The sequence below is a fragment of the Pelomonas sp. Root1237 genome, assembly GCF_001425055.1.
Taxonomy (GTDB): domain Bacteria; phylum Pseudomonadota; class Gammaproteobacteria; order Burkholderiales; family Burkholderiaceae_C; genus Pelomonas.
On the sequence record NZ_LMDK01000018.1, the window covers coordinates 88,567 to 110,628 of the forward strand.

Annotated in this window: 11 protein-coding genes; 5 read left to right on the forward strand and 6 right to left on the reverse strand. The window is 68.5% G+C overall.

From position 1 onward, the window contains the following. Positions 1–159: 159 nt before the first annotated feature. From ASC91_RS21190 to mutL, 6 genes are all read right to left on the reverse strand, one after another. Positions 160–1,194 carry a lipocalin-like domain-containing protein gene (locus ASC91_RS21190; RefSeq protein ID WP_056201570.1) on the reverse strand — a complete coding sequence of 345 codons (1,035 nt, stop codon included), beginning with the start codon at positions 1,192–1,194 and terminating at the stop codon, positions 160–162. After that, positions 1,191–3,731, reverse strand: a complete 2,541-nt coding sequence (locus tag ASC91_RS21195) for an ABC transporter permease (protein WP_056201574.1) — start codon at positions 3,729–3,731, stop codon at positions 1,191–1,193. The genes ASC91_RS21190 and ASC91_RS21195 overlap by 4 nt, the downstream gene beginning before the upstream one ends. After that, positions 3,728–4,381 carry an ABC transporter ATP-binding protein gene (locus ASC91_RS21200; protein WP_056201577.1) on the reverse strand — a complete coding sequence of 218 codons (654 nt, stop codon included), beginning with the start codon at positions 4,379–4,381 and terminating at the stop codon, positions 3,728–3,730. Before ASC91_RS21200 ends, ASC91_RS21195 begins: the two co-directional genes overlap by 4 nt. 46 nt (positions 4,382–4,427) lie before the next feature. After that, positions 4,428–5,354 carry a tRNA (adenosine(37)-N6)-dimethylallyltransferase MiaA gene (gene miaA / locus ASC91_RS21205; protein ID WP_056201579.1) on the reverse strand — a complete coding sequence of 309 codons (927 nt, stop codon included), beginning with the start codon at positions 5,352–5,354 and terminating at the stop codon, positions 4,428–4,430. Between the two features lie 111 nt (positions 5,355–5,465). Next, positions 5,466–6,752: a pseudouridine synthase gene (locus tag ASC91_RS21210; RefSeq protein ID WP_056201582.1), complete on the reverse strand. Its 1,287-nt coding sequence runs from the start codon at positions 6,750–6,752 to the stop codon at positions 5,466–5,468. Between the two features lie 9 nt (positions 6,753–6,761). Beyond that, positions 6,762–8,603 (reverse strand): DNA mismatch repair endonuclease MutL, encoded by a 1,842-nt coding sequence (gene mutL, locus ASC91_RS21215; protein WP_056201585.1) that lies wholly within the window; start codon positions 8,601–8,603, stop codon positions 6,762–6,764. Positions 8,604–8,660: 57 nt separating this feature from the next. On the opposite strand from mutL, the gene ASC91_RS21220 reads away from it, so the two are divergent. The 5 genes from ASC91_RS21220 to ASC91_RS21240 all read left to right on the forward strand — a co-directional run bounded on the left by ASC91_RS21220 (position 8,661) and on the right by ASC91_RS21240 (position 22,062). Then, positions 8,661–9,308: a DedA family protein gene (locus ASC91_RS21220; protein ID WP_056201588.1), complete on the forward strand. Its 648-nt coding sequence runs from the start codon at positions 8,661–8,663 to the stop codon at positions 9,306–9,308. A gap of 91 nt (positions 9,309–9,399) precedes the next feature. Then, positions 9,400–12,756: a S41 family peptidase gene (locus tag ASC91_RS21225; protein WP_082532889.1), complete on the forward strand. Its 3,357-nt coding sequence runs from the start codon at positions 9,400–9,402 to the stop codon at positions 12,754–12,756. Next, the gene (locus tag ASC91_RS21230) at positions 12,756–14,123 is read left to right on the forward strand and encodes a cache domain-containing protein (RefSeq protein ID WP_235532047.1); all 1,368 of its coding nucleotides are present in this window, start codon (positions 12,756–12,758) and stop codon (positions 14,121–14,123) included. Before ASC91_RS21225 ends, ASC91_RS21230 begins: the two co-directional genes overlap by 1 nt. Next, positions 14,120–14,755, forward strand: coding sequence for a response regulator transcription factor (locus tag ASC91_RS21235; RefSeq protein WP_056201590.1), 636 nt, complete (start codon positions 14,120–14,122; stop codon positions 14,753–14,755). The genes ASC91_RS21230 and ASC91_RS21235 overlap by 4 nt, the downstream gene beginning before the upstream one ends. Positions 14,756–14,907: 152 nt before the next feature. Then, a complete protein-coding gene (locus ASC91_RS21240; protein WP_200955316.1) occupies positions 14,908–22,062 on the forward strand; it encodes a HAMP domain-containing protein in 7,155 nt (2,384 codons plus the stop codon).

A 22,062-nucleotide genomic window follows, 5' to 3' on the forward strand; every position in this document is an offset into this window, starting at 1 on the left:
GGGTTACAGCTTTTCAGTCAGCACGGCGTAGGTGCGGGCCAGCATCGCGTCGTCAAGGTCCTGGTGGCAGAGCAGTTGCAGCGCATGGCTGCGCCGGGTTGTCCCAGCCAAAGGTCGGGCGAGTGGGTTGCCGTGGCTACATTCGGCGCGCATTGTGGGTCACGGTAGTGGCAGGCGCCCTGCGTAGCCGGTCAACTCCAGGTAGCCGGCGCCGAGTGGCCGTTTTTCGCGGTCGAACAACTGGGCGACACCTTCCCAATAGACGAGGCCGCTGCTGTTTCGCGCGTCGATCTCCTGGGCGTCGAAGTACGTGCTCAGCAGCATGTCGCCAGCTGGGCTCTTCAGCCGCCACTCGACCGGGTAGCGCGCGCCCGTGGCGGGGCTGGTCCAGTGTCGCAGCGGCGTCATCTCGACCTCCTGGGGCGTGAAGCTGCGGTCGGGCTGGCCGGGGCTGCGCAGGCTGCCGCCGGCCCAGTCCCGGCTGCCGTCCTTGCGGCGCAGCTGGAAGAGGGTCAGCGCGCGTCCATCATCGAGGTTGATGCCCAGCCAGTCCCAACCTTGCGCCTGGCCCAGCAGGCTGTCGCTCCATTCATGGTCCAGCCAGGCGCGGCCGGTGAGGCGCTGGCGTTGGCCGTCCAGGGTCAGTATGGCCTCGGTGGCGAGTTGGGGGCGCGAGTAGTAGCGGCTGAACTGCGCGGGATCGGGCCCCTTGCGGGACAGGCCGGCCTCGCCCTGCAGCAGTGGCGCGTCGGGCGTGGACAGGTTCAGCGCCAGCGCGAAGCCCGGGCCGTTGAAGGCGGCGCGATAGCCGTCGCCGCTGCGCTTGAGCGTCCAGTCGCGCAGCTTGACGTCGCTGTCACCCTCCATGGCCTGCACCGCGCCGGGCAGGCCGCGCAGCAACCGTTGGCTGTGGCGTTGCTTCTTCGCACCCAGGTCGGACAAGGCGACATGGCCGAGCAGCAACTGCCTGGCCGCGAGTCCGCTGGGATGGTCGGCCGCTGCCGGGCCGGGCAGGCGGAAGAAGGTCAGCTGGTAGCCGAAGCGCGGCGGTGCGCTCTTGCTGTCGCCGAGCAGGCCCGTCAAATACCACCACTCGATGCCCTGGGCCGGGTGGGCGCCGAAGTCGTGCGGGAAGTTGAGGGCGGCGCGCGCGGGCAGTGGCAGGGCGGCGAGCAACAGGGCGCGGCGCTTCATGCGTCCTCCCTCACGGCGCGCACGGCGTCAGCGCCGAGGGCGCGCCGGCCGGCCAGCAGCGAAGCGCCGACCGCCGCCGCGAAGGCCAGGCCGACCAGGGCTGCTAGGCGCGCAACCGGCAAATGCATCTCCATGCTCCAGTGAAAGCTTTGCGGGTTGACGACGTAGACGAGCACCACGCTCAGGCCCAGGCCCAGCGCCAGCCCGGCCAGCGCGCCCGCGCCGCCCGACAGGCTTGCCTCGATGAGCAGCAGCCGCTGCAACTGGCGCCTGGACAGGCCGAGATGGCGCAGCAGGCCGAACTCGCGTTTGCGCGCCAGGGCCTGAGCCGATTGGCTGGCGATGACGCCGAACAGACCCACGGCCAGGGCCACGGCCTGCAGCCACACGGTGATGGCAAAGCTGCGGTCGAAGATCTTCAGCGACAGCGCGCGCAGCTCGCCCGCCGCGGCCATTTCGACGTTGTCGCCGCCGAGCTGGCGAACCGCGGTGCGCGCCGATTCCAGCGACCGGCCCGGTGCCAGCCAGAGTGCCAGCTCGGCCGTGCTGGTGTCGCCACTGGCGCGGCGGTAGTCGTCCAGCGCCATCCACAGCGCGGTGTTCTGGCGTGAATAGTCACGCCAGACGCCGCGCACCTGCAGCTTCAGCGCGCGGCCGCCGTCGACCAGCTCGCCCTGGAAGACATGGCCCGGCTTCAGCCCGTCGCGGTCCCGCGCGGCCTCGTTGACCCAGACCGCCAGAGTGCCCTCCGCGGCTGCGCCCGTCCAGCGTTCGACGAGAGGCAGGCCACCGGCCCGGATGTCGCGCGCAGTCAGGGCCACGGTTTCGCCGCTGGACGCCAGCCGCAGCCGGGCCGTGAGCTGGGGCGAGGTGCGGGCGACTTCGGGCAGGCGCGACAACGCCGTCAGCAGGGGTGGCGGCAGCGGTGTGGGAATGCCGTTGGCGCCCCGCAGCGCACTGCGCACGTAGAGGTCGGCCGGCAGGGCCTGGTCCAGCCAGCGCATCAGGGATTCACGGAAGCTGCCGATCATGACCGTCATGGCCACGGCCAGGGCCAGGGCAACCAGGACGCCGGCCAGCGACCGGCGCGCTTCGGTCGCCTGGTCGCGGCTGCGTTCGCGGGCCAGCAGCAGCAGGGCGCCTGCCGGCAGGCGCGAGAGCAGCGCCGTCATCAGCTGCACCAGGGCGGGCACCAGGGCCAGGCCGCCCATCAGCAGAAAGAACATGGCCGCATAAGCAGCGACCGGTGTGTCACCCCAGACGGGCGGCAGCCAGGCCAGCGACGCCCCCACAGCCAGCAGCGCCAGGCCGGCCCAGGCGGGCAAGGTGCGCGCCGCCGGCAGGCCCAGGCCCTTGAGCACGAGCGCGGGCGCGATGCGGCGCACCGTCAGTGCGGGTGCCAGCGCCGCGACCAGGGTGGCCGCCAGCCCCAGTGCCGCGTAGACCAGGGCCGGCAGCAGCAGTGGCTGGTTGAACAGCAGTTCGGCCGATGAATCGGTGGCGCCGTGCAAGCCCAGGTCGCTGCCCATCAGCTTCAGCGCCCCCGCGGCCAGGCCGACGCCCAGGGCCAGCCCCAGCGCCGTGCCCGCGAGGCCGATGACCAGGCCTTCGGCCAGGATCAACCGCCAGCGCATGCGCGCCGATACGCCGAGCACGCCCACCAGCGCCCATTGCGCCAGGCGCTGGGCCGTGGCCAGGGACAGCACGGCATAGACGAGGAAGCTGCCGGTGAACAGGGCCATCAGGGCCAGCAGGCCGAGGTTGACGCGGTAGGAGCGCGTCATGTCGGACAGCCGGGCGCCGGTATCGGCCGGCGGCGTGGCCAGCCAGCGCGCGGGCAGGCGGGCGGTCCAGGCCGTGGCGTCCACGCCGGGCGCGAGTTGCACGTCGATGCGGTCCAGGCTGCCCACGCGGCCGAACAGGGCTTGCGCATCGGCGATGTCCAGCACGCCCAGCGGCGTGTTGTCGGCGGCGACGCGGCCACCGATGGCCAGCTCGATGTCGCGCGGCGTGCCTTCGCCTGGCAGGCGCAGCGCCAGCTGGGTGGCGCCGCCAGGTAGCAGCTTGCGGGCAGCAGCGTTCAGGTGGACGACATGCGGGCTCAGCAGCGCCGCCGGCCCACCTTCGACCTGCGGCGTCAGTTCAGCCGCCAGCGGACGGCCGGCAGCGGCCGAGGCCAGCAGCGCCAGTGGGTCCAGGCCGATGAGGCGGATGGACAGGCCCCGCCCGCCTGGGCCGACCTGGCCCGGCCACAGCGCCATGGCCTCGACGACGGGGTTGGCGGCGGCGACTTCGGGGCGGTTCAGCAGATCGACGAGGTCGGCATCGGTCAGCGGGCCGGAGCGGGCCGTCAGCACCAGATCGGGCTGGCCGTTGACGCCGCGCGCCGCACGCGCGAATTCGGTCAGGGCGGCGCCATTGAGCAGATGTACGCCGAAGGCCAGGGCCACGCCCAGCATGACGGCGATGACGGCCAAAAGGACGCGGCCGGGCTGGTCCCGCCAGGCGGGCCAGGTGAAATGGCGCCAAAGGGTCATGCGCTATGCAGCCCGCTGGCATCCAGCCGAAGCCTGCGGTGTGCCGCCTCGGCCGCACGCTCGGAATGCGTCACCAGCAGGCAGGCCGCACCGGCTTCCTGCGTGCAGCGGCGCAGCAGGGCCAGCACTTCGCCGGCATGGCGCGGGTCGAGGTTGCCAGTGGGTTCATCGGCCAGCACGAGGCGAGGGCGGTGCACCAGGGCCCGCGCGATCGCCACGCGCTGCAACTGCCCGCCCGACAACTGCCTGGGCATGCGCGCGGCCAGAGGCGCCAGTTCCACCGCCGTCAGCATCTGCCGCACCCGTTCGTCATCGCGCTGGCCCAGCAGGCGCAGCGGCAGGGCCACGTTGTCGGCCACGTTCAGATGCGGCAGCAGATGGAAGGCCTGGAAGATGAATCCCAGCTCGCGGCGCCGCAGCGCCGAGCGGGCCTCATCGTCCAGCGCCCGCAGGTCCTGGCCCACCAGCGTGATGGTGCCGGCGTCGGCCTCGTCCAGCCCGGCCAGGCAGTTCAGCAACGTGGACTTGCCGCTGCCGGACTCGCCGAGCAGGGCGACGATCTCGCCGGCGTCCAGGTCCAGATCCACATCGGAAAACACGGCCACCTCGCCGTAGGACTTCGCCAGGCGGCGCGCACTCAGAAGACTCATGGACCGGATTCTGGGTCCTTGCGCGCGGCGCCGGCCCGCGGGGGAATCAAGCGAGCAACCTCTGCAAGCCGACCAGCAGCTCGGGGATGGGTTGGGGGCCGTCGCAAGCGATGACGCGGCGCTGCGGCATGCTGCGCAGCCAGGTGATCTGGCGCTTGGCCAACTGGCGCGTGGCGGCAATGCCGCGCTCGCGCAGGTCGGAGAAGTTGTTGGCGTCCAGCGCTTCCCAGGCCTGGCGGTAGCCGACGCAACGCATCGATGGCAAGGCCAGGCTCAGGTCGCCACGGGCCCGCAAGCTCTTGACCTCGTCGACCAGCCCTTGGGCCAACATGACGTCGAAACGCTGCGCCAGGCGCTCGTGCAGCCAAGCGCGGTCGCTGGGCTCCAGCGAGAACAGCGGCCAGTCCACGCCTTCGTCGCGCGAGGCGGCATGCAGCGCGCTCAGCGGCTGGCCGGTCAGGCGGATGACTTCCAGCGCGCGCTGGATTCGCTGGCTGTCGTTGGGTGCCAAGCGGGCGCCCGTTTCAGGGTCGAGCTTGGCCAGCTCCGCATGCATCGCTGGCCAGCCGCGCTCGGCCGCCTCGGCGTCGATGGCGGCACGCAGGTCGGCGTCGGCCTGGGGCAGCGTCGACAGGCCATCGAACAGCGCCTTGAAGTACAGCATCGTGCCGCCCACCAGCAGCGGCAGCTTGCCACGCGCGCTGATCTCCGCAGCAAGCCGTTTGGCATCGCGCACGAACTCGGCGGCCGAATAGCTCTCGGTCGGGTCAAGGATGTCGATGAGATGGTGCGGCACCGCGGCCTGCTCAGCGGCCGTGGGCTTGGCCGTGCCGATGTCCATGCCGCGGTAGACCAGGGCCGAGTCGACGCTGATGATTTCGACCGGCAGCACCTCGGCGATGGCGAGAGCCGCTGCCGTCTTGCCGCAACCGGTGGGGCCGGCGATGCAAATGGGTGACAAGGGCGCGCTCATCAATACAGCCCAACACAGCCACAGAGCCACAGAGGCACAGAGAAATTCAGTAGCAAGAGGCTGTTCCTCTGTGGCTCTGTGCCTCTGTGGCTGTGTTTCCTGCGGCGAGGTTCAGAACTTCTCCCATGGCGCGAGATAGCGCCATTGCCCGACGGGCAGATGGCCCAGCGGAATGCGGCCGATGCGCACGCGCTTCAGGCCGACGACCTTGAGGCCGACCAGTTCGCACATGCGGCGGATCTGGCGCTTCTTGCCCTCGCGCAGCACGAAGCGCAGCTGATGCTCGTTCTGCCAGCTGACCTTGGCGGGCTTGAGTTCTTCGCCGTCCAGCTCCAGGCCGTGGTTGAGCAGGGCGAGCTTGTTGTTCGACAGCGCCGCGTTGGGCAGCGTGCCCTCTGGCACGGCTTCAGCGCCGGGAAGGCCGACGAACTCGACGCGCACGAGGTATTCCTTCTCGACGTCGGAGTCGTCGCCGATCAGCACGCGGGCGATGCGGCCGTCCTGCGTCAGCACGAGCAGGCCGGTGGAGTCGATGTCCAGCCGCCCGGCGGGAGCCAGGTTGCGGTGGTGGCCGGCGTTGGGCTTGATGCCGGAGGCGTCTTCCGCCCAGCGGTTCTCGGGCTGGAACAGCACGACGGCCGGCTCGTAGCCGTCTTCGGCCTGGCCCGAGACGTAACCGATGGGCTTGTGCAGCAGCACGGTGACAAGCTGGGCCTGTTGGTTGCGGGCGGCGGGGTCGATGTCGATCTGCACGTCGGGGCCGACGCGCTGGCCCAGCACGGCGACCTTGCCGTTGACGCGCACCCAGCCGGCGGCAATCCAGTCGTCGGCCTCGCGGCGCGAGGCGAGCTTGAGCTCGCCCATGCGCTTGGACAGGCGTTCGCCGTCCTCGGGCGCGACTTCGCGAGCCGGGTTGCGGCGTTGCTGCGGGCGCTGCGGCGGCTCGAAGTTGGGGCCGCGGTTAGCCACACGGCGTTGGTCGACGCGCGGTGGGCGGTCAGCAGGAGGGCGTTCGTCCGGGCGGGCGCGAGGGGCGCGTTCTGGGCGCTGTGGCGCGTCGCCGCGGTATTGCGGCGGGCGCTCGTCGGGTCGTGCACGCGGGCCACGCTCGGGGCGCGGCGGCGCATCGCCACGCGGCTGCTGCTGCCAGTCAGACTTGAAACCCGTCGGCTTCGGGCGAGCCGGCCGCTCGTCGCGAGCCGGTGCAGGCCGCTCGGCGCGCTGCGCTTGCGACTTCTGGAACTGCTCCTCGCGCTCGGCCCGGTCGGCTTGCGCCTTGGCAAGCGTCGTGCGGGGCTTGGAGACGCCCTTGCCGCGCACCGGCGCGCGCTTCTCGCCCTCGGCGTTGCGAGTCTTGGCAGCAGGCTTGGGCTTGCCCTTGAGGGTGATGGTGGCCATCGTTTTCTTTCAGCGTCCGCGCAGGAAAAGAGCGTCCAGCTCGCGCATGTCGAGCTGGCGCCAGGTGGGGCGGCCGTGGTTGCATTGGTCGGCGCGTTCGGTGGCTTCCATGTCGCGCAGCAGCGCGTTCATTTCGTCCAGCGTCAATTGCCGGTTGGCGCGCACGGCGCCGTGGCAGGCCATGGTGGCGAGGATTTCATGCTGGGCGCGTTCGAGCACCGAGCTGGCGTCGAACTGGGCCATCTCGGCGAGCAACTCGCGGGTCAGCGCGACGAGGTCGGAGGCCGCGAGCAGGGCGGGGCGGGAGCGCACGGCCAAAGTGCGGGCGGACAGCGGGGCGACATCCAGGCCGAGCTTTGACAGCGTGTCGGCATGCTGCTCGGCGGCGGCGACCTCCTCGGCCGTAGCGGCGAAGCTGACCGGGATCAGCAGCGGCTGGCTTTCGATCTGGGTCGCGCCGAGCCTGGCCTTGAGCCGCTCGTAGACGACGCGCTCGTGGGCGGCGTGCATGTCGACGATGACCAGGCCTTGCTTGTTCTCGGCCAGGACGTAGACGCCCTGGATCTGCGCGATGGCGCGGCCCAGCGGCCAGTCCTCGTCCGGCAACTTCATCTTCAAGCTGATCGTCGGCGCGGCTGTCGCAGGTGCGGGCTTAGGAGCTTCACCAGGGGCCCACAAGGCCTCGTGCTGGACCAGGGACAGCCTGACCTGCTCGGCCGTCGGCGGCACGGGCGGCACATAGGACTGGTAGGCCGGGCGCGGCTCCGAGACGAAGAGCGTGGCCGGCATCGTCGGCTCGAAGCCAAGCGGCGCCATGGCCGATTCGACGCCGGCGGCGTCCGCACGCGACTGGGCCAACGCGTCGATGAAGGCGCGGCGCACGGATTGATGGATGGCACGGCCGTCGCGAAAGCGCACCTCGATCTTGGTCGGGTGCACGTTCACATCCACCAGTTCGGGCGCGATCTCGATGAAGAGCACATAGCTGGGCTGGCGCTGGCCGTGCAGCACGTCCTCGTAGGCCGAGCGCACGGCGTGGCTGATGAGCTTGTCGCGCACATGGCGGCCATTGACCCAGACGTATTGCTGGTCGGCCCGCGAGCGCGCCGCCTCGGGCAGGCCGGCGCGGCCGGTCAGGGCCAGAGGGCCGAAGCTGTGCTCGAAGGGGCGGCTCTCGGTGACAAAGTCTGCGCCCAGCGCATCGGCAATGCGCTGCTCGCTGGACGCGGCGCGCCATTGGTCGACGAGCTTGCCTTCGTGCCAGATCGCAAAGCCGACGTCGGGACGCGCCAGCGCATGGCGGCGCACGGCTTCAACGCAATGGGCCAGCTCGGTGGCGTCGGTCTTGAGGAACTTGCGGCGGGCGGGGGTGGCGAAAAACAGCTCGCGCACCTCGACGCTGGTGCCGCGCGCACGGGCGGCCGGCTGCAGCTCGCCACTGCGGGCGTCCAGCCGGTGGGCGTGAGCGTCGGCGGCCGTGCGGCTGGCAATGGCCATGTCGGAGACCGACGAGATGGCGGCCAGGGCCTCGCCGCGGAATCCCATCGTCGCGACGGATTCCAGGTCACTCAGGCTGGCGATCTTGCTCGTTGCATGGCGCTTGAGCGCCAAGGGCAACTGGTTGACAGGGATGCCGCAGCCGTCGTCCTCGACGACGATGGCCCGCACGCCGCCGGCCATCAGCTTGACCTGGATGTTCTTCGCGCCGGCGTCCAGCGCGTTGTCCACCAGCTCGCGCACCACCGAGGCCGGGCGCTCGACGACCTCGCCGGCGGCGATCTGGCTGATCAGCTCATCGGGCAGTTCGCGGATGGCGCGCGGGGCAGGGAGTTCGGGCAGGGGCAAATCCATCGACGGGATTATCGGCGCCGTCCGGCTGTCACGTCCGGGCCGGGATAATCGCCGCCCATGGATTTCCTTCCCTTCCTCATCGACTTCGTCCTGCACGTCGACCAGCACCTGGCCAACTTCGTCGCGAGTTACGGCGCCTGGGTCTATGCGCTGCTCTTCCTGATCATCTTTGTCGAGACCGGCGTGGTCGTCATGCCCTTCCTGCCGGGGGACTCCCTGCTGTTTGTCGTCGGCGCCATGTGTGGCGTCGGGCTGATGGACCTGGGCCTGTCCATGGCGCTGCTGACGGCGGCGGCCATCCTCGGCAACCAGAGCAACTACAGCATCGGCCGGCATTTCGGCCCGCGCGTCTTCCAGTGGGAGGACTCGCGCTTCTTCAACAAGGCCGCCTTCGAGAAGGCCCATGCCTTCTACGAGAAGTACGGCGGCATCACCCTCGTTGCGGCCCGCTTCATGCCCTTTTTGCGCACTTTCGCGCCCTTCGTGGCCGGCGTGGCGCAGATGACGCGGCGCAAGTTCACGCTGTATGACGTGGGCGGCGGCGTGCTGTGGGTCTGCGGCGTCACGCTGATCGGCTATGTCTTTGGCAACGTGCCCTGGGTCAAAACCAACCTGGACAAGATCATCTGGGCCATGATTCTCATACCCGGCCTGGTCATCATCGCCGGCGGCCTGAAGGCCAGGTTCAAGCGCCAGCCGGGCTGACTCGGCACGGCCAACTCAGCCCGGCGCTGACTTTCGGAGCCGCGCCCAAGGCGCACTAGAGTCGCGGGTTTTCGTCTGATCGGAGATCCCGATGACCCTGACCCGTATCGCCATGGCTTTGGCCTGTGCCTGGATGACCTCCGGCGCGGCCTTGGCGGCCGAACCGACGCTCATGCTGCGCCAGCCCGCCGTCTCCAAGGACCACCTGGCCTTCGTCTATGCCGGCGATCTCTGGCTGGCTGACCGCAGTGGCGGCAATGCCCGGCGCCTGACCAGCCATGCGGCTGCCGAGTTCGCGCCGCGCTTCTCGCCGGACGGCAGGAGCATCGCCTTCTCGGCCAGCTATGACGGCAATACCGACGTCTACGTCATCGGCCTGGACGGCAGCGCGCCCAAGCGCCTGACCTGGCACCCGACGGCTGACGTCGTCAGCGGCTGGAGCCCTGATGGCAAGCGCGTGCTGTTCGCCTCGCCGCGCGAGGTGCTGAACAACCGCAGCAACCAGCTCTACGAGGTCAGCGTGGAAGGCGGCTACGAGAAGCAGGTCATGAAGGCCGTGGCCTTCGAGGGCGCCTGGTCGGCCGACGGCAAGCAGCTGGCCTACCGCCCCTACAACGCCGCCTATGCCGGCATGAGCGGCTGGCGCCAGAGCCGCGGTGGCTCGACGCCACCGGTGTGGGTCATGGATGTCGCCAGCCAGAAGTGGCAGCAGATTCCCCACGTCAATGCGACCGACTCCGCACCGGTCTGGGCCGGCAGCGAGGTCGTTTTCATCTCCGACCGTGCCGACGGCGCGGCTAATCTCTTCGCTTTCAACCCGGCGACCCAATCGCTGCGCCAACTGACCCGCGAGACGCAATGGGACGTGCGCAGCGTCGACGCCGTCGGCACGACCCTGGTCTACGAGTCCGGTGGCCGCATCAAGCAGATTGAACTGGCAGGCGGCACGCCGCGTGTGCTCGACATCCAGCTCACCAGCATCGCGCCTCAGACGCGGCCGCAGTGGAAGGATGCTGGCAAGACGCTGACCCATGCTCAGCTGTCCAGCACCGGCAAGCGCGTTGTCGTCAGCGCCCGCGGCGAGGTATTCACGGTGCCGGTCAAGGACGGCAGCGTGCGCAACCTGACCGAGAGCCCCGGCGTGCGCGAGAAGGACGCGCTGTGGAGCGCCGACGGCCAGCGCGTGGCCTACCTGTCCGACGCCCCGGGCATGCGCCATGAGCTGGTGCTGCAGAACCAGACCGGCCTGGGGGCGAAGGAGCGCTTCCTGCTGCCCAAGGAGGGTTATTTCGCGCTGATGGACTGGTCCCCTGACGGCAATCAGTTCGTGCTGCAGGACAACCACCTCAACCTCTATCGGCTGAGCCTGGTGCCCGGCCCGCAGCGCGGCCAGCTCGTCAGGGTCGCCACCGACGTGCGCCGCTTCGGCGCCGACGGCTATGCCGTGTCCTTCTCGCCGGACAGCCGCTGGCTGGCCTACACGACCTCGGGCGAGAACTATTTCAGCCGCATCGTGCTGCACGACCTGGCGACCGGCCGCAACCATGCCGTCACCGACGGCCTGGCCCACGCCGGCAACCCGGCCTTCTCGGCCAAGGGCGACTACCTGTATTTCACGGCGTCCATCAACTCCGGCCCCAGCCAGGTTGGGCTGGATCTGTCCACACAGGAGCGCCCGCGCCGCGCCGGCCTCTACGCCGTGGTGCTGGCGGCCGACGGCAAGTCGCCGCTGGCGCCCAAGGCGGGTGACGAGGATGGCAAGAAGGACGACAAGAAGGACGAGAACAAGGACGAGAAAAAGGAAGAAAAGAAGGACGACAAAAAGGACGACAAGAAGGCTGACGCCAAGAAGGACGAGAAGCCCAAGGCCGAGCCGGTCAAGCCGATCAAGGTCGACCTCGATGGCCTGGCCGATCGCGTCGTGGCCCTGCCGGTGGCCGAGCGCAACTACGACAACCTGGCGGTCGCCTCGGACGGCGCGCTCTTCTATCTGCAGCGCCCGCAACCCGGCGCCAGCAACGAGCCGCCGCAGGCCGAGCGTCGCGCGACGGCCGAGCTGTGGCGCTTCGACTTCGAGGAGCGCAAGCCCAAACTGCTGCGCACCGGCATTGCCGAGTTCTCGCTGAGCGAAGACCACAAGAAGCTGCTGCTGACCGTGGCCGGCGGCAAGCTGGAGGTGGGCGATGCCAATGACAAGGGCGACAGCAAGCCGCTGGACCTGTCGGGCCTGCGTGCCCGCGTCGACCCCAGGGCCGAGTGGAAGCAGATCTTCGACGAGGCCTGGTGGATGGAGAAGGAATTCTTCTACGACCCGGCCATGCATGGGTTGAACTGGCAGGCCGTCTATGACCGCTACCTGCCGCAACTGGCCCATGTGCAGCGCCGCGAGGATCTGAACGACCTGCTCGTGCAGATGATTGGCGAACTGCAGGTCGGCCACAACCGTGCCGGCGGTGGTGACGTGCATCAGGAGGCGCCCGTCGCCGTCGGCTTGCTGGGCGCGGACTTCGTCGTCGAGCAGGGGCGCTACAAGGTCGCCAGGCTCTACGCCGGCGACCGCCTCAGCCCCAATCTGCGCTCGCCGCTGACGGTGGCCGGCCTGGGTGTGAAGGAAGGGGACTTCATCCTCGCCATCAACGGCCATGAGCTGATGGAGCCGACCAACATCTATTCGCTGCTGGAAAATACCGTCGGCAAGCAGGTCGTCATTGCCATCGCGCGGGACGCCGCCGGCAAGGGTCGCCGCGAGATCACCGTCGAGCCCATTGCCAACGAGAGCCTGCTGCGCCGCTGGGCCTGGATTGACGGCAACCGCAGGAAGGTGGAGCAAAAGAGCGGCGGCAAGATCGCCTACGTCTACATGCCCGACACTGCGGGCCAGGGCTTCGAGCACTTCAACCGCATGTTCTTCGCGCAGATCGACAAGCAGGCGCTGATCGTCGACGACCGCCGCAATGGCGGTGGGCAAGCGGCGAACTACGTGACGGAGCTGCTGTCGCGGCCGTATCTGGGCAGCTGGAAGGACCGTGACGGCCTCGTCTTCGACACGCCGGGCGGTGCCATCTACGGCCCCAAGGCCATGCTGATCGACCAGGACGCCGGTTCGGGTGGCGACTTCATGCCCTATGCCTTCAAGCGCGTGGGCCTGGGGCCGCTGATCGGCAAGCGCACCTGGGGCGGCCTGATTGGCATCTCGGCCAACCCGCCGCTGGCCGATGGCGGCTTCCTGACCGTGCCCTTCTTTCGTTTCTACACACCGGATGGCGAATGGCGCATCGAGAACGAGGGCGTGTCGCCGGACATCGACGTCGAACTCGACCCGGCGGCCGTCAACGGCGGCGATGACACGCAGCTGGATGCGGCGATTGCCGATGTGCTGAAGCGCCTGGAGGGGTGGAAGCCGATCCAGCGCAAGGCAGCGCCGAGCGCCGCAACCTTGGGCCGCTGATGAAAGCCTGGGCGGCCCTGTCCCTGCGGGGCCGCCTGTTCCTGCTGGCGCTGCTGCCCCTGCTGGCGTCGTTGGCGCTGATCGCGCTGGCCGTGCGCCAGCAGGAAAGCGAGCTGGCGGCGCGCGAGCATGCGCTGGTGCGCGCCAGCTATATGGACGCGCGGCGCACCGAGCTCAAGCATTACGTCGACCTGGCGGTCAGCACCATCCAGCCCTTGCTCGGCCAGCCGGGCGGGCCTGAGAGGGCGCTGGCCATCCTGTCCTCGTTGGACTACGGCCGCGACGGCTATTTCTTCGTCTATTCGCTGGACGGCCACGTGCTGATGCATTCGCGCCAGCCCGATCTGATCGGGCAGAACCTCTGGGAGATGCGCGACCCCAAGGGCCGGCCCACCATCCAGCAGCTCATCAATCAGGCCAAGGCCGGCGGCGGCTATGTCGAATACCTGTGGCGCAAGCCGTCCAGCAGCCTGCTGGCGCCCAAGCTGGGCTATGTCGTCACCGTGCCGCAGTGGGACTGGATGCTGGGCACGGGCCTGTACCTGGACGGCATCGAGGCCACGATGGCCGAACTGGAGCGCGGCGCGCGCCAGAACATCACGGCCACCATGCTGTGGGTGGGCGCTGTCGCCGTCTTCGGCGTCGCGCTGATCAGCGCCGGTGCACTGGCCCTGAACCTGAGCGAGCACCGCAGCGCCGAGGCCAAGCTGCGTGCCCTGGCCCGCCAGGTCGTGCAGAGCCAGGAGGACGAGCGCGCACGGCTGGCGCGCGAGCTGCATGACGGCGTCAGCCAGGCGCTGGTGGCCACCAAGCTGCTGATCGAGTCCGCCCAGCACGAACCCGAGGGCGCTGCGCGGCTGCAGGAGCTGGCCTTGAAGCGCCTGAACAGCACGCTGGCCGAGGTGCGCCACCTGTCCCACGCACTGCGGCCGGCGCTGCTGGACACCCTCGGCCTGCCTGCGGCACTGCAGCATCTGGCGGGTGAGTTCGACGCTGCCGGTGGCACGCATTTCTCGGCGGCGGTCGAGGGTGAGGAGGTGGGCTTGCCCGAGGCCGTGAACACGGCCCTGTTCCGCATTGCCCAGGAAGCGCTGAACAACGCGGCCCGGCATGCCCACGCGACGACGGTGAGCGTGCTGCTGCGTTTCGAGCGCGACGGTGGCCTGGCGCTGGAAATCAACGATGACGGCCAGGGCTTCGACGCCGACGCCGCCCAGGCCGCAGCCGACCGGGGACTGGGCCTGCGCAGCATGCGCGAACGGGCGGCCGCCCTCGGTGCCCGCCTGAGTCTCTTCGCTTCGCCCGGCATGGGCAGTCGCCTCACGGTCAAACTAGCGGCTTCCGACCTGGCTCGCGCTGCTGCATGACCCCGACACCCATCCGCATCCTGCTCGTCGATGACCACCCGATGGTGCGGGAGGGCCTGGTTGCGCGCCTGGCAGCCGTGCCGCGCTTCGAGATCGTCGGCGAGGCCGGCGGGCGTGCCGAGGCCCTGGAGCAATTGATGCGCACGGCGCCCGACGTCGTGCTGATGGATGTCGGCTTGAAGGACGGCAACGGCATCACGCTGGGCGCCGAGATGCTGGCCGCCCGGCCGTCCATCAGGCTGCTGATGTTCAGCATGTATGACAACCCCGAATACGTGCAACGTGCGCTAACCGCCGGTGCGCGAGGCTATGTGCTCAAGGATGCGCCGGCGACCGAGATCGTGTCGGCGATCGATGCGGTGGCCGCGGGCGGCACCTTCCTGAGCGCTGCAGTCTCAGGCCGGCTATTCCGCGGCCAGGCCCCCAAGCCGGTGCTGACGCCGCGCGAAAGCGAGATCCTCAGCCTGCTGGGGCAGGGCGCGTCGAGCAAGCAGATTGCCCGCGACCTGGACCTGTCGGTGCGCACCGTCGAGGCCCACCGCCAGAGCATCAAGCGCAAGCTGGAGCTGGACGGGCAGGCGGAGCTGATCCGGTATGCGGTCGAACATGCGAGAGAAGCCGGATTGAAATGACTCGCGCGTTCGCGCAAGAGCGGCCCGGAAAAGGGACTTGATCCCCCTAGATTGCCATGCTAGAAGCGGGCACTTTTCGTACCTGGCACAGCGGTTTGAAATGACCCGGCGCCGGGCGAAACTCACTCCTAATTTCTGAATCGGGCGGGACCATGAGTGTCGACATCGCGCAGCAACCTCGCAGAAAGCGCGCCAACCCCAAGGCGGCCACTCCGGCCGCTACGGCCGATGTGTTGAATGGCGGCGCCGAGCTGAGCGCTCCACGCTCGCGCCAGATCCTGGCGGCGTTGTCCGCACTGCGCGACGGCGACTTCACGATCCGCCTGCCCAACAGCTGGGACGGCATCGACGGCCAGATCGCCGCAGCCTTCAACCAGATCACCGCCCAGGAGGCGCGCATCGCCTCCGAGGTGTCGCGGCTCTCCGCCACGGTCGGCAAGGAAGGGCGGCTCAAGCACCGCATGTCGATGCCGGGCTCGCTGGGCGGCTGGGCCACCAAGGTGGACTCGATCAACACGCTGATGGACGACCTGGTGCGGCCGACCGCCGAGATCGCGCGCACCATCGGCGCGGTGGCCAAGGGCGACCTGAGCCAGTCCATGGAGCTGGAGGTGGACGGCCGCGAGCTCAAGGGCGAGTTCCTGCGCTCCGCGCGCCTGGTCAACACCATGATCGACCAGCTGTCGGTGTTCACGAGTGAAGTGACTCGCGTGGCGCGCGAGGTGGGCACCGAGGGCAAGCTCGGCGGCCAGGCCCAGGTGAAGGGCGTGTCGGGCGTCTGGAAGGACCTGACCGACTCCGTCAACCAGATGGCCGGCAATCTGACCGCCCAGGTGCGCAACATCGCCGAGGTGACCATTGGCGTGGCCAACGGCGACCTGTCCAAGAAGATCACCGTGGACGTGCGCGGCGAGATCCTGCAACTCAAGGAAGCCACCAACACCATGGTGGACCAGCTGCGTTCGTTCGCGTCCGAAGTGACCCGGGTGGCCCGCGAGGTGGGCACCGACGGGCGCCTGGGCGGCCAGGCGGTGGTGCCCGGCGTGGCGGGCACCTGGAAGGACCTGACCGACTCGGTCAACGCGATGGCGACCAACCTGACGGCCCAGGTGCGCAATATCGCCAACGTGACGACGGCCGTGGCGCGCGGCGACCTGAGCCGCAAGATCACGGTGGACGTGAAGGGCGAGATCCTGGAGCTGAAGGAAACCATCAACACGATGGTCGACCAGCTCAACGGCTTCTCCTCCGAAGTGACCCGCGTGGCCCGCGAGGTGGGCACCGAGGGCAAGCTCGGCGGCCAGGCCGCCGTGCCCGGCGTGGCCGGGACCTGGAAGGACCTGACCGACAACGTCAACTCGATGGCGTCCAACCTGACCAACCAGGTGCGCAATATCGCGGACGTGGCCACCGCCGTGGCCAGCGGCGACTTGTCGAAAAAGATCACCGTGGAGGTCAAGGGAGAGATTCTTGCCCTGAAGAACACCATGAACACGATGGTCGACCAGCTCAACGGTTTTGCCGGCGAGGTGAGCCGCGTGGCGCGTGAGGTGGGCACGGACGGCAAGCTTGGTGGCCAGGCCCAGGTGCCCGGCGTGGCCGGCACCTGGAAGGACCTGACCGACAACGTCAACTTCATGGCCTCCAACCTGACCGGCCAGGTGCGCAACATTGCCGAGGTGACGACGGCCGTGGCCAATGGCGACCTGTCCAAGAAGATCACCGTGGACGTGCGCGGCGAGATCCTGGAGTTGAAGAACACCATCAACACCATGGTCGACCAGCTCGGCGGCTTTGCCTCCGAAGTGACTCGCGTGGCGCGTGAGGTGGGTACCGACGGCAAGCTCGGCGGCCAGGCGCAAGGCCGCGGCGTGGCCGGCATCTGGAAGGACCTGACCGACTCCGTCAACGCGATGGCGACCAATCTGACGGCCCAGGTGCGCAACATCGCCGACGTGACCACCGCCGTGGCCAACGGCGACCTGTCCAAGAAGATCACCGTGGACGTGCGCGGCGAAATCCTGGAGCTGAAGAACACCATCAACACCATGGTCGACCAGCTCAACGGTTTTGCCGGCGAGGTAAGCCGCGTGGCGCGCGAGGTGGGCACCGACGGCAAGCTCGGTGGCCAGGCCCAGGTGCCCGGCGTGGCGGGTACGTGGAAGGACTTGACCGACAACGTCAACTCGATGGCGTCCAACCTGACGGGCCAGGTGCGCAACATCGCCGACGTGGCGACGGCTGTGGCCGGCGGCGACCTGTCCAAGAAGATCACGGTCGACGTGAAGGGCGAGATCCTGGAGCTGAAGAACACGCTCAACACGATGGTGGATCAGCTCAACGGTTTCGCCTCGGAAGTGAGCCGTGTGGCGCGCGAGGTGGGCACGGACGGCAAGCTCGGCGGCCAGGCCCAGGTGCCCGGCGTGGCCGGCACCTGGAAGGACTTGACCGACAACGTCAACTTCATGGCCTCCAACCTGACGGGCCAGGTGCGCAACATCGCCGATGTAGCGACCGCCGTGGCCAGCGGTGACCTGTCCAAGAAGATCACCGTGGAGGTCAAGGGCGAGATCCTGGCGCTGAAGAACACGCTGAACACCATGGTGGACCAGCTCAACGGCTTCGCCTCCGAGGTGAGCCGCGTGGCCCGCGAGGTGGGCACGGACGGCAAGCTCGGTGGCCAGGCCCAGGTGCCCGGCGTGGCCGGCACCTGGAAGGACTTGACCGACAACGTCAACTTCATGGCGTCGAACCTGACCGGCCAGGTGCGCAACATCGCCGAGGTGACGACGGCCGTGGCCAACGGCGACCTGTCCAAGAAGATCACGGTGGACGTGCGCGGCGAGATCCTGGAGCTCAAGGACACCATCAACACCATGGTCGACCAGCTCAACGCCTTCGCCGGTGAAGTGACCCGCGTGGCGCGCGAGGTGGGTACCGAGGGCAAGCTGGGTGGCCAGGCACAGGTGCCCGGCGTGGCCGGCACGTGGAAGGACCTGACCGACAACGTCAACTCGATGGCCTCCAACCTGACGGGCCAGGTGCGCAACATCGCCGACGTGACCATCGCGGTGGCCAATGGTGACCTGTCCAAGAAGATCACGGTGGACGTGCGCGGCGAGATCCTGCAGCTGAAGGAAACCATCAACACCATGGTGGATCAGCTGCGCGCCTTTGCGTCCGAAGTGACGCGGGTGGCGCGCGAGGTCGGCACCGAAGGCAAGCTCGGTGGCCAGGCCGCCGTGCCTGGCGTGGCCGGCGTGTGGAAGGACCTGACCGACAACGTCAACTCGATGGCGTCCAACCTGACGGGCCAGGTGCGCAACATCGCCGACGTGGCCACCGCCATCGCCCGCGGCGACCTGAACCGCAAGATCACGGTGGACGTGAAGGGCGAGATCCTGCAGCTCAAGGAGACCATGAACACCATGGTCGAACAGCTCGGCGCCTTCGCCTCCGAAGTGAGCCGCGTGGCGCGCGAGGTGGGCACCGAAGGCAAGCTCGGCGGCCAGGCGCAGGTGCCCGGCGTGGCCGGCACGTGGAAGGACTTGACGGACAACGTCAACTCGATGGCGTCCAACCTGACCGGCCAGGTGCGCAACATCGCCGACGTGACCATTGCGGTGGCCAACGGCGACCTGTCCAAGAAGATCACCGTGGACGTGCGCGGCGAGATCCTGCAGCTCAAGGAAACCATCAACACGATGGTGGAACAGCTGCGCTCCTTCGCGTCGGAAGTGACTCGAGTGGCCCGTGAGGTGGGCACCGAAGGGCGTCTGGGCGTGCAGGCCGTCGTGCCGGGCGTGGCCGGCACCTGGAAGGACCTGACCGACTCGGTCAACACCATGGGCGCCAATCTGACCGCCCAGGTGCGCAACATCGCCGAGGTGACCACCGCCGTGGCGCGGGGCGACCTGAACCGCAAGATCACGGTGGACGTCAGCGGCGAAATCCTCGAGCTGAAGAACACCATCAACACCATGGTCGACCAGCTCAATGCCTTCGCCGGCGAGGTCACGCGCGTGGCCCGCGAGGTGGGCACCGAAGGCAAGCTCGGCGGCCAGGCCAAGGTGGCCGGCGTGGGCGGCACCTGGAAGGACCTGACCGACAACGTCAACTTCATGGCTTCCAACCTGACCGAGCAGGTGCGCGGCATCGTCAAGGTCGTGACGGCCGTGGCCAACGGCAACCTGACCCAGCGCCTGACGGTGCAGGCCAAGGGTGAGGTGGCGGCGCTGGCCGACACCATCAACAACATGACCGACACGCTGGCCACCTTCGCCGAGCAGGTGACCAACGTGGCGCGCGAGGTGGGCGTGGACGGGCGCCTGGGTGGCCAGGCGCATGTGCCGGGTGCATCCGGCACCTGGAAGGACCTGACCGGCAACGTCAACCTGCTGGCCGCCAACCTGACGACACAGGTGCGCGCGATTGCCGAGGTGGCCACGGCCGTGACCAAGGGCGACCTGACGCGCGCCATCCAGGTCGAGGCCAAGGGCGAGGTGTCCGAGCTCAAGGACAACATCAACACGATGATCTCCAACTTGCGCGAGACCACCGAGCGCAACCGCGAGCAGGACTGGCTGAAGACCAACCTGGCCAAGTTCACCGGCATGCTGCAGGGCCAGCGCGAGCTGCAGACCGTCAGCCAGATGCTGCTGACCGAGCTGGCACCGCTGGTGCAGGCGCACCAGGGCACCATCTATCACGTGGCCGGCGCCGAGGCCGACAACCGCCAGCAGCTGCGCCTGCTGGCCAGCTACGCCCAATCCGGCACCGTGCGGCTGGCGCCCACCATCGAGATGGGCGAAGGCCTGGTCGGCCAGTGCGCGCTGGAGAAGCGCAGCACCCTGCTGGCCGACATCGCTTCGGACTTCGTCGCTATCTCGTCCAGCCTCGGCTACGCGCCGCGCGTCAGCGTCATCGTGCTGCCGGTGCTGTTCGAGGGCCAGACCAAGGCCGTCATCGAGCTGGCCACGTTGCAGCCCTTCAGCAGCGCTTCGCTGGCCTTCCTGGAACTGCTGACGCAGAGCATCGGCGCGGTGTTCAACACCATCGAGGCGACGATGCGCACCGAGTCGCTGCTGTCGCAGTCGCAGCAGCTGACGGTGGAGCTGCAGTCGCGCCAGAGCGAGCTGCAGGAGACCAATGAGCAGCTCGGCACCAAGGCCCGCCTGCTGGCCGAGCAGAACGAGGAAGTGGAGCGCAAGAACGCCGAGGTCGAGCAGGCCCGCCACGCGCTGGAAGACAAGGCGGCCGAGCTGGCGCTGACGTCCAAGTACAAGTCGGAGTTCCTGGCCAACATGTCGCACGAGCTGCGCACGCCGCTGAACTCCATCCTGATCCTGAGCCAGCAGCTGGCCAGCAACAACGACGGCAACCTTTCAGGCAAGCAGGTCGAGTTCTCGCGCAACATCAACTCGTCCGGCTCCGACCTGCTGCACCTCATCAACGACATCCTGGACCTGTCCAAGATCGAGTCGGGCACCGTCACGGTAGAGATCGAGGACATCTCGTTTGTGTCGCTGCGCGACAGCATCGACCGCAACTTTCGCCATGTGGCCGAAGCCAAGAGCCTGCCGCTGCGCCTGACGTTCGCCGACGACCTGCCGCGCAGCATGGAAAGCGATGCCAAGCGGCTGCAGCAGATCCTGAAGAACCTGCTGTCCAACGCGGTGAAGTTCACGGCGCACGGCCATGTGGAGCTGCGCGTCAGCCTGGCCAACGAGGGCTGGAGCACGGAGCATCCCGTGCTGAGCAAGGCCCAGCATGTGCTGGCCTTTGCCGTCGAGGACACCGGCATTGGCGTGGCGCCCGAGAAGCAGCGCCTGATCTTCGAGGCCTTCCAGCAGGCCGACGCCGGCACGTCGCGCAAATACGGCGGCACCGGCCTGGGCCTGGCCATCAGCCGTGAGCTGGCGGCCCTGCTCGGCGGCGAAATCCGCCTGACCAGCGTGCATGGCCATGGCAGCACCTTCACGCTGTTCCTGCCCTTGCACTTCGCCGGCGCGGACAGTGCCAGCATGGTGCCCCTGCCCGCGCACAGCCGCCCGATGGCCCCGGCGCGCAACAACCTGCCGCTGGTGCGAGAAACCCAGGTACCTGATGACCGCGAGAACATCGAGGAGGGCGACTCGGTCCTGCTCATCATCGAGGACGACCCTCACTTCGCCCGCATCGTGCTGGGCCTGGCGCGGGACCGCGGCTTCAAGGGCCTGGTGGCGCTCAAGGGCAGCCTAGGCCTGGAGCTGGCGCGGCGCTTCAAGCCAACTGCCGTGTCGCTGGACATCTTCCTGCCCGACATGCTGGGCTGGACGGTGCTCAACCAGCTCAAGCTCGACCCGCTGACCCGCCACATCCCGGTGCAGATCTTCAGCGTCGCCGAGGAGGACCGCAACCACGGCCTGGCGCACGGCGCCTTCTCCTATGTGGTGAAGTCATCCACCAGCGAGGAGATGGAGGCGGCGCTGGACCGCATCCGCGACTTCACGGTGCCGCGCACCAAGCAGCTGCTCGTCATCGAGGACAACGACATCGAGCGCCAGGCCATCATCGAGCTGCTCGGCCATGACGACATCGAGCTGCAGGCCGTCGGTACCGGCGCGGCGGCGTTGCAGATGCTGCGTGAGCAGACCTTCGACTGCATCGTGCTGGATCTGCGCCTGCCCGACGTCAGCGGTTTCGGCCTGCTGGAGCAACTGCATGCCGACCCTTCCCTGGCGGCCGTGCCGGTCGTCGTCTTCACCGGCAAGGACCTGACGAGCGCCGAGCAAAAGCAGCTGCGTGCCCTGGCCAAGAGCGTGGTGCTCAAGGATGTGCAGAGCCCCGAACGCCTGCTCGACGAGACGGCCCTCTTCCTGCACCGCGTCGTCACCGAGCTGCCGCAGGGCAAGCAGGAGATCCTGCACAAGCTGCACGGCGCCGCCGAGATGCTGCATGGCCGACGCGTGCTGGTGGTGGACGACGACGCCCGCAACATCTTTGCGCTGACGACGTTGCTGGAGAATCAGGAGATGCAGGTACTGACCGCCACCAGCGGCCGGGCCGCCGTCGAGATCATCCAGCACACGCCCGATCTCGACCTGGTGCTGATGGACATCATGATGCCGGACATGGATGGCTACGAGACCATGCGCGAGATCCGCTCCCACGCCGAGTTCCGCAACCTGCCCATCCTGGCCCTGACCGCCAAGGCCATGAAGGGTGATCGCGAGAAATGCCTGGAGGCGGGCGCCAGCGACTACATCTCCAAACCCGTCAACACGGCCCAGCTGCTGTCGCTGATGCGCGTGTGGCTGTACCGGTGA

Coding starts and splice junctions, on each gene's coding strand:
- ASC91_RS21190 (WP_056201570.1), bottom strand. CDS start 1,194: ATGAAGCGCCGCGCCCTGTTGCTCGCCGCCCTGCCACTGCCCGCGCGC.
- ASC91_RS21195 (WP_056201574.1), bottom strand. CDS start 3,731: ATGACCCTTTGGCGCCATTTCACCTGGCCCGCCTGGCGGGACCAGCCC.
- ASC91_RS21200 (WP_056201577.1), bottom strand. CDS start 4,381: ATGAGTCTTCTGAGTGCGCGCCGCCTGGCGAAGTCCTACGGCGAGGTG.
- miaA (WP_056201579.1), bottom strand. CDS start 5,354: ATGAGCGCGCCCTTGTCACCCATTTGCATCGCCGGCCCCACCGGTTGC.
- ASC91_RS21210 (WP_056201582.1), bottom strand. CDS start 6,752: ATGGCCACCATCACCCTCAAGGGCAAGCCCAAGCCTGCTGCCAAGACT.
- mutL (WP_056201585.1), bottom strand. CDS start 8,603: ATGGATTTGCCCCTGCCCGAACTCCCTGCCCCGCGCGCCATCCGCGAA.
- ASC91_RS21220 (WP_056201588.1), top strand. CDS start 8,661: ATGGATTTCCTTCCCTTCCTCATCGACTTCGTCCTGCACGTCGACCAG.
- ASC91_RS21225 (WP_082532889.1), top strand. CDS start 9,400: ATGACCCTGACCCGTATCGCCATGGCTTTGGCCTGTGCCTGGATGACC.
- ASC91_RS21230 (WP_235532047.1), top strand. CDS start 12,756: ATGAAAGCCTGGGCGGCCCTGTCCCTGCGGGGCCGCCTGTTCCTGCTG.
- ASC91_RS21235 (WP_056201590.1), top strand. CDS start 14,120: ATGACCCCGACACCCATCCGCATCCTGCTCGTCGATGACCACCCGATG.
- ASC91_RS21240 (WP_200955316.1), top strand. CDS start 14,908: ATGAGTGTCGACATCGCGCAGCAACCTCGCAGAAAGCGCGCCAACCCC.